This is a genomic window from Streptomyces sp. URMC 123, assembly GCF_051386515.1.
Classification (GTDB): Bacteria; Actinomycetota; Actinomycetes; order Streptomycetales; family Streptomycetaceae; genus Streptomyces.
Genome location: NZ_JBPQTV010000307.1, coordinates 1 through 7,682 on the forward strand (window position 1 = coordinate 1; position 7,682 = coordinate 7,682).

General features: G+C 76.8%; 6 protein-coding genes. All 6 read right to left on the reverse strand.

Going from position 1 to position 7,682, the window contains the following annotated elements; translation table 11 throughout:
• Positions 1–245 precede the first annotated feature (245 nt).
• Positions 246–1,142: a 4'-phosphopantetheinyl transferase family protein gene (locus ACSNOD_RS25610; RefSeq protein ID WP_436769415.1), complete on the reverse strand. Its 897-nt coding sequence runs from the start codon at positions 1,140–1,142 to the stop codon at positions 246–248.
• Positions 1,143–1,272: 130 nt separating this feature from the next.
• The gene (locus ACSNOD_RS25615; protein ID WP_436769416.1) at positions 1,273–4,641 is read right to left on the reverse strand and encodes a condensation domain-containing protein; all 3,369 of its coding nucleotides are present in this window, start codon (positions 4,639–4,641) and stop codon (positions 1,273–1,275) included.
• Positions 4,638–4,868: a phosphopantetheine-binding protein gene (locus ACSNOD_RS25620; protein ID WP_436769417.1), complete on the reverse strand. Its 231-nt coding sequence runs from the start codon at positions 4,866–4,868 to the stop codon at positions 4,638–4,640. Before ACSNOD_RS25620 ends, ACSNOD_RS25615 begins: the two co-directional genes overlap by 4 nt.
• Positions 4,869–4,873: 5 nt before the next feature.
• Complete coding sequence (locus ACSNOD_RS25625) at positions 4,874–5,506, reverse strand: isochorismatase family protein (protein WP_436769418.1); 633 nt, start codon at positions 5,504–5,506, stop codon at positions 4,874–4,876.
• Between the two features lie 186 nt (positions 5,507–5,692).
• The gene (locus tag ACSNOD_RS25630; RefSeq protein WP_436769419.1) at positions 5,693–7,408 is read right to left on the reverse strand and encodes a (2,3-dihydroxybenzoyl)adenylate synthase; all 1,716 of its coding nucleotides are present in this window, start codon (positions 7,406–7,408) and stop codon (positions 5,693–5,695) included.
• Positions 7,405–7,682 (reverse strand): chorismate-binding protein (locus ACSNOD_RS25635; protein ID WP_436769420.1); only part of this gene is annotated, 278 nt, incomplete at its 5' end. The genes ACSNOD_RS25630 and ACSNOD_RS25635, both read right to left, overlap by 4 nt.

A 7,682-nucleotide genomic window follows, 5' to 3' on the forward strand; every position in this document is an offset into this window, starting at 1 on the left:
CCGGCCGCCGCGACCCCCCGGGCCGGCGGCCCGCCCGCCGCCTCCGGCCCTGCCGCGCCTCGACGTCCTCGGGCTCATGGCCTGCCACCCTTCCTCGCACTGCCGACCTGCGCCCCCTGGTTCCAGGATGCGCCGCCGGGCGGGCACGGGCGCGCGGAAACGGGAGCGGCACGTACGGATACGCGACGGGCCGCACCCGTACGGCCAACCGCGGCGGACCGCCCCCGTACGGCAGCCGCGCGCCCTCAGCGTCCGGCGTCTGCTGACGCCGCCGGCGAGCCCGTGCCGTCGCGCAGCGCGCACGCCGCCGCGTACCCCGAGGGGACGGCCACGTCCCGGAGCACCCAGCCCGGCGGGCGGCCCGGGGTCGCGCCCGCGCCGACATACGTGACGGAGGGGTCCTCGGCCAGGCCGATGCCGATGCCCTTGAGATACGCCTCCTTACGGCTCCAGCAGCGGGTGAAGGCCGCCGGCCGGTCCCGTTCGGGCAGGGCGGCCATCTCCACGCGCTCGCGCTCGTGCAGCCGGGCGGCGATCTCGGCGGCGACCGAGGGGGCCGGTTCCCGCTCCACATCGGCACCGACCGGCACGCCGGCGACCGCTATCAGCACCAGATCGGCGGCGTGCGAGAGGGAGAAGTGCAGGGGCGCGCCCGCGACGGCGGGACGGCCGTGCGGGCCGCCGCATCCGGGGCAGTCCTCGCGGACGAGCCGCAGCCCGGCCGGGTCGCTGTCGAGACAGGCGCCGAGCAGCCGGCGCAGCGCGACATGCGCGACGCGATAACGGTCACGGTCGGCCTCGCGCAGAAAGGCGGCCGCCCGGGACCGCTCCTCCGCGTCGAGCAGATACTCGTGCGCGCCGGCGGCGGCCGTGTGCTCGGACACGCGCAGCAGCCAGGCGTGGGGCGCGCCGGACCGATCACCGTCCAGGGGCGCCGGCAGGGCGTCGTCCGGGCGCAGGAGGCGCGGCGACAGTACGGTCGTCGCCTCCCCACCGGTCGCACCGGTCGGTCCCGCGCCGGCTGCTCCCCCGCTCACCGGCCCGTCGCCCGTCGGCCCGCCCGCCAGCCCGCCCAACGGCCCGTCGCCCGCCGGCCCTCCGTGCTCGCGTACGGCCGCCCGCCCGTTCTCCTCGCTCGTCACGCTCGCTCGTCCCCCTCGTGTCGGGCTTCCCGTTCGCGCGCTCACGACCGTGATCGCGGCCGAACATCGTATCGCCGCAGCCCGGTCACGCGCCGCCGACCGGCCGCCTCCCCCTGCCGCCGACAGGTGGTCAGCCGGTGCGCGGGCCCGCGCACTCCGGCGGCGAGGGAGCGGCCCCGTCCGTGGCCATGGGGGCGGCGGCCAGCGTGCCGTCGGGCCGGAGCGTGGCGCGTTCACCGGTGCGGTACATCCGGGCGCCGGGCGCCCCGTAGGGGTCCGCGACGAAGCGCGCGGCGGTGAGGGCCGCCCGACCGGCGAAGCCGGTGGCGAGCCGGTCCCCCGCGAGGTACAGCTCGCCGGGAACGCCGGGCGGACACGGCCGCAGGGCGGCGTCGAGGAGGCGCACCCGGGTGTTCCACCCCGGCACCCCGAGGGGCACGGGCCCGGAATCCTGCGCCGCGCACGGGTGGTGGAGGGCGGCGACGGCCGAGCCCTCGGGGCCGTGGAAGCGGTGCAGGGCCACGCCGGGCAGCAGCCGATGGGCGCGCTCGACGGTCTCCCGGGAGAGTGCGCCGCCGGAGCACAGGATGCGGCGCGGGTACGCGGGCGCCCCGTCCGTGGTCGCGTCGGCCTCGGTGGAGGCGTAGGCGTAGGCGCCGGCGTCGACGCCATCGATGACCTCGGCGACCTTGGCGGCCTTGGCGGCCTCGATGGCGTCGAGGAGCTCCCCGAGCCCGGCCTCGGTCACACACGCCGTGGTGACGCGCTGTTCGCGCACCGTACGAGCCAGGCCCGCCGCATCCGTACGGGCCGCGCCCACCGCCCTCGTACGGGCCGCACCCGCCACGCCGTACGGTCCCGGCCGCCCGCCGGTGTCGGCCAGGACGAGCGCCGCGCCGTACCGCAGGGGCAGCAGCAGCGCGCACAGCGCGGCCTCGGAGCCGAACGGGGCATGGGCGAGGACGCGGTCGTCAGGAGTGAGCGCACCGACGCTCCCGGCCCAGCGCAGCCGGTTGTCCATGGCCGCGTGCGAGACGACGACCCCGGTGGGGGCGGCTCCGCTGCCGTGGCGGTCGCTCCCCTCGGGCAGCACGACACGGGCCGGCTCGGGCAGCACGACACAGGCCGGGTGGTGCGGGGTGAGGGCCCGGCCGGGATTGGTGGTGAGCCGGCCGGCGAGGGCGCGCCGGGTGGCGGGGTCGTCCAGGACGAGCCGGGGGCGGTCGGCGAACGCCCTCGCGGGCAGGGCCGCCGCCGTCGCCGCGTCGGTGACGACACAGCGGGGCGCCGCGTCGCCCAGGACTGCGGCGAACCGCTCGGTGGACAGGACTGTGGGCAGGGCGGCGGGGTCGAGGACCCTGCACGCCCCGCCGGCCTTCAGTACGGCGAGCAGCGCCACGATCAGGTCGAGCGAGAGCGGCAGGGCGACGGCGACCACGGCCCCGGGGCGGACGCCGCGGCCGATGAGTTCGCGGGCGAGCCGGTTGGCGCGGGCGTTGAGCTCGCCGTAACGGACCGTCAGGTCGCGGAGGACGACGGCAGGCGCGCCGGGGGTGCGGTTGGCCCATGCCTCGATGGGGCCGATGACCGTGGTGGGCGGCAGGGCCACCGAGGTGTCGTCGAGCTCGGCGAAGGCGTCGAGCGGGGCGCTCCGGGGGCCGGGGGCCATGCCGGGAAGGGCCGGTCGCCGAACCGGGGGCTCCGGCCGCGCCGGGGGCTCGTGCGGGTCGCCGGCCACGAGGTCGTCCAACAGGCGCAGAAAGCCCTCCTGATGGCCGGCGAGCCCGTCCTCGTCGTGACCGTCGGGGTCGGCGTCGTGGTCGATCAGCAGACCGGCGCCGTCGGCACGTTCCTGCACGGTGACGGTGAGGCCGTCCACCGGCCCGGAGGCGAGCCGCAGCACATGCGAGCGGGCGCCGGCGAAGAGCGGCCCGGGGCCGGACGGCATGACCTGGACCAGCGGGCCGGCGCGGTGTCCCGCCGGGGCGGCGGTGCGGGCGCCAGGACGGTCGGAACCGTACACGCGGGGGCCGTCGGAGCCGTACGCGCAGGGGCTGTCGAAGCCGTACTCGCCCGGTCCGCCGGAGCCGTGCGCAAGGGGGTCACCGGAGCCATCCGAGCGGGGGCCGTCGGAGCCATGCGCACCGGGGCCGGAAGCGTCTCCGCCGAAGCCGGCGCCGTCGGGGGCGCAGCCGCCGTACCCGCCCGAGTCGGCGGCCGCCCCGAGGCCGTCCTCGAACCGGTACCGCTGGTGGCGGCGGGCGTCCCGGACGCCGAGGGCGACCTGCCGGGTGAGCTCGGCGAAGGTGGTGTCGGGCATGACGGCGAGCCGCAGCGGTACGACGTTCGCGACCGTGCCGGGCACGCGCAGGGCGGTGGTGCCGGCGCGGCCCATCATGGGCAGCCGCAGCAGTACGTCCTCGGCGCCCGTGGTCCGGGCCAGGTGCAGCGCCTGGGCCGCGATGACGACGTCCGACCAGGTGGCGCGGACGGCCGCGGCGAGATCGCGGAGCCGCTCCGCCGCCTCCGGCGACAGCAGCGCGGTACGGCGGAGGGCGGGGCGCCGCGGCGCGGTGCGGCCACGAGCGGCCCGCGGGTCCGGACCGGGGGCGGCCGAAACCTCCGCACGCGGTCGCTCCAGGGCCGTCAGGGCTCCCCCACGAGGCCGGCCGGGGGCCGCCGAAGCCCCCGCATCGGGTCGGTCAGGGGCCGCCGGAGCCCCCCGGAGCCGTCCGGCCCAGTGGTCGCGGTCCTCGGCGTACTGCTCCGACAGCCGGTACGCGGTGTCCTCGGCGACGAGGTCGGAGAGCCGGCCGAAGGGACTCGGCCCGGGTTCGGCGCCCGTGGCGAGCGCGGAGTACGCCTCGGCGACCCGGCGGGCGACCAGCGTCATCCCGAAGCCGTCCAGCGCCGCTCGGTGCGCCCGGTGGTACCAGAGCCAGCGCCGGTCCCCCACTCGGAACAGCGCGTTCCGGAAGAGCGGCCCGGCGGCGAGGTCGAACGGGTCGGCGAGGTCGGCCGTCGTCCAGGCCCGCGCCGTGGCGTCCGGGTCCCCCTGGTCGCGCAGGTCCGCGGCGTGCAGGGGGAAGCCGTGGCCGGGCGGTTCGATGGCGATGGGCACCTGGCGCGGCCCCTCCGGGGTGTCGACGAAGCGCACGCGCAGCGCGTCCGTCTCGCCGACCGTGCGGTGCAGGGCCTCGGCGAACAGCACGGGGTCGAGGTCGCCGGAGATCTCGTACAGCTCGGCGGTGTGGTGCGCGGGGTCGTCCGGGTCCAGCGCCTGGGCCCGCAGAACGGCCGCCTGGGCGGCGGTCGGCGGCAGCCCGGGGCCGGTCCGGGCGCCCGCCGCGGTCCGCCCAGCGGCCGCCGCCTCCCCGGGCCGACCGGAAGCCGTGGCGGGCTCCCCGAGCCCTCCGGCCACCGCCTCACCGAACCGCCCGGCCGCCTCCCCGAACCGCCCGTCAGCCGTCGTCGTCGCAGGCTCCAGGACCGCGGTCATGAGACCACGCCCAGGAGCGCGGCCCACTGCTCGATGGCGGGCCGGCCGGCGAGGTCGACAAAGGTCACCTCGACGCCGTGGTCGCGCCGCCAGCGCTCCGCGAGCGCCATCAGACGGACCGAGTCCAGCCCGTAGTCGACGAGGTTCTCGTCGTCGGGGAGGTCGGCGGGGTCCTCGCCGAGGACATCGGCGACGTCGTTGCGGATGAGGTCGAGCGTCAGGGCCATGGTGGTCAGATTCCGTTCAGCACGCGGTCGGTGGTGGTGACGAGGGCGCATCTGCCGGCCGCCCACTCCAGGGCCCGGCGGTGGTCGCGCTCGGAGAAGTCGGCGACGGCGTCGGCGACGAGGAAGGGCTGGATGTCGCGCATCCAGGCGTCGCAGGCGGTGGTCAGCACCCCGATGTGGGCGTAGACGCCGATGAGCAGGAGCTGGTCACGGCCCTGTTCGCGCATCAGCTCGGCGAGCTCGGTGCGCACGAACGCGCTGTACTTCCACTTGGTGAGGACGGTGTCGTCGGGCCCGGGGGCCAGCGCGTCCGTGACGGCCTCGGCGCGCGGGTCGGCGGGCAGCCCGGGGCCCCAGAAGTCCTGCTGCAGACCGCGCTCCTCGGGCCTCTGGCCGCCGCGCTGGGCGGAGAGGACGACGGGGATGCCGAGGCGCTCGCACTCCTTCTTCAGCCGGGCGCCGTTGTTCAGGAGCTCCGTGAGGGGCGAGGCGCCCTGGGTGAACGCGTCGAGGAAGTAGTTCTGCATGTCGTGCACGAGCAGCACGGCGCGGTCGGGGTCGAGGCGCCAGGCGACACGGTTGGCCGGCAGGTCGTCGGCCGAGGGCATCGGATAGGGCGCGATGGCGGGGAGGGCCACGGGTGGTCTCTTTCGGAAACGGTACGGGAGGGAAGACGGAACAGGGATGGGACGAGGCGGGCCGGTACGCGGCGGCGGGGGCCCGTACGAGGTGGGAGCGGACGTGCGTCCGGCGGGCCCGTACGCGGCGGCTGGGGCCCGTACGCGGCCGGCGGAGGCCAGTGCCCGGCCGAGGCCCGTAGTCGATCAGGCCGGCGCGCCCCCCGTGGCGGCCCGCAGCCGCTCGGCGATCGCCGCCCGCAGGTCCTTCTTGCTCACCTTGCCCACCCCGGTGGCGGGAAAGGCGTCGACGAACTCCACCCGGTCGGGCACCTTGTACGCCGCCAGCCCCCGCTCCCGGACGAAGCGCTTGAGGGCGGCGGGCCGCAGCGGCCGGTCACCCTGGGCGCCCTCCGCCCCGCCGGGGCCTCCCGTGCCGCCGGTGCCGCCGGTGCCGCCGGCCGGAGCCTCGCGCAGGACGACGAAGGCACAGGTGCGCTCGCCCAGGTAGTCGTCGGGCATGGCGACCACGGCCGCGTCGTGCACGGCCGGGTGCGCGAGCAGATGGTTCTCGATCTCCTCGGCGGCGACCTTCTCGCCGCCCCGGTTGATCTGGTCCTTGGCCCGGCCCTCCACCACCAGGTGGCCGCTCGCCGTCCTGCGGACGATGTCCCCTGTGCGGTAGAAGCCGTCGGCGGTGAAGGAGCGCGCGTTGTGCTCGGGCGCGTTCCAGTAGCCGCGAATGGTGTACGGGCCGCGGGTCAGCAGATGGCCCGGCGTGCCGGGCGGCACCTCGGCGTCCCGGTCGTCGACGATCCGGATCTCGTCGTCCGGGGAGATGGGCCGGCCCTGGGTGGTGACCACGACGTCCTCGGGATCGTCCAGGCGGGTGTAGTTGACGAGGCCCTCCGCCATGCCGAAGACCTGCTGCAGCGCGCACCCGAGGACCGGCCGCACCCGGCGGGCCGCCTCCTCGCTGAACTTCGCGCCGCCGACCAGCAGCACCTCCAGGCTGGACAGGTCGTGCTCGCCGCGCGGCGCGGCCTCCAGCCAGATCAGGGCGAGCGGCGGCACCAGCCCGGTGAGGGTGACCCGCTCCCGCTCGATCAGCGGGAGGGCGACATCGGGGGTGGGCCGCGGGGCGAGCACCACCCGGGCGCCCGCGTACAGCGCGCCGAGCGTGCCGGGCGAGCTGAGCGGGAAGTTGTGGGCGGCGGGCAGCGCGCACAGATAGACGCTGCTCTCGTCCACGCCGCAGATCTCGTTGGAGCCCCGGATCGAGTACAGGTAGTCGTCGTGGGTGCGCGGGATGAGCTTGGGCACGCCGGTGCTGCCGCCGGAGAGCTGGAGGAAGGCGAGGTCGTCCGGGCGCGGCGGGTCGGGAACCGGCACCGGCGCGGTCGGCACGTCCGCGAGCCGGGTGTGCTCGCCGGGGTCGTCGCCGACGACGAACACATGGCGGAGGGTGGGGACCTCGGCCCGTACGGCGCTGGCCAGCGCCCGGTGGTCGAAGCCGTCGGCGACAGCGGGGACGACGTACGCGACGGCCTCGGTGAACGCGCAGAAGTGGCGGATCTCGGTGAGCCGGTGGGCGGGCAGCGCGAAGACGGGCAGCGCGCCGATCCGGAACAGCGCGAAGATCACCTCGAAGAACTCGGCGATGTTCGGGAGCTGCACCACGACCTTGTCGCCCTTGGCGATGCCCCGGGCGAGGAAGCCGGCGGCCAGCGCGTCGGCCCGCTCGTCGAGTTCGCGGTACGACCAGCGCCGGTCGGTGGCGGGGTCGACGACGGCGATCCGGTCGCCGTGCCGTACGGCCCGCTCGCGCAGCATCTCCCCGAAGGTCTCGCCGCGCCACCAGCCGGCGGCGCGGTAGCGCTCCGCGTACGCGGCGGGCCAGGTGGGGGTGGGGGCGGTGGTCACTGGTCTGCTCCAACGGCGTGCAGGAAGGTACGGAACTTGGCGCCCGTCTCGGCGGTCTCGGCGGCGGGCGAGGAGGCGGCGACGACCCCGGCGCCCGCGTACAGCCGCAGGCCGCGCTCCTCGGCCTCAGCGCAGCGGATGGTGACGACCCACTCGCCGTCGCCCCGGTCGTCCTGCCAGCCGACGACCCCGGTGAAGAAGCCCCGGTCGAAGGGCTCGAGTTCGGCGATGACGCGCCGGGCGTGGGCGGTGGGGGTGCCGCAGACGGCGGGGG

Bases quoted from the DNA above. Each gene is read 5' to 3' on its own strand.
- ACSNOD_RS25620 (WP_436769417.1), bottom strand. From the start codon at position 4,868: ATGGCCCTGACGCTCGACCTCATCCGCAACGACGTCGCCGATGTCCTC.
- ACSNOD_RS25615 (WP_436769416.1), bottom strand. From the start codon at position 4,641: ATGACCGCGGTCCTGGAGCCTGCGACGACGACGGCTGACGGGCGGTTC.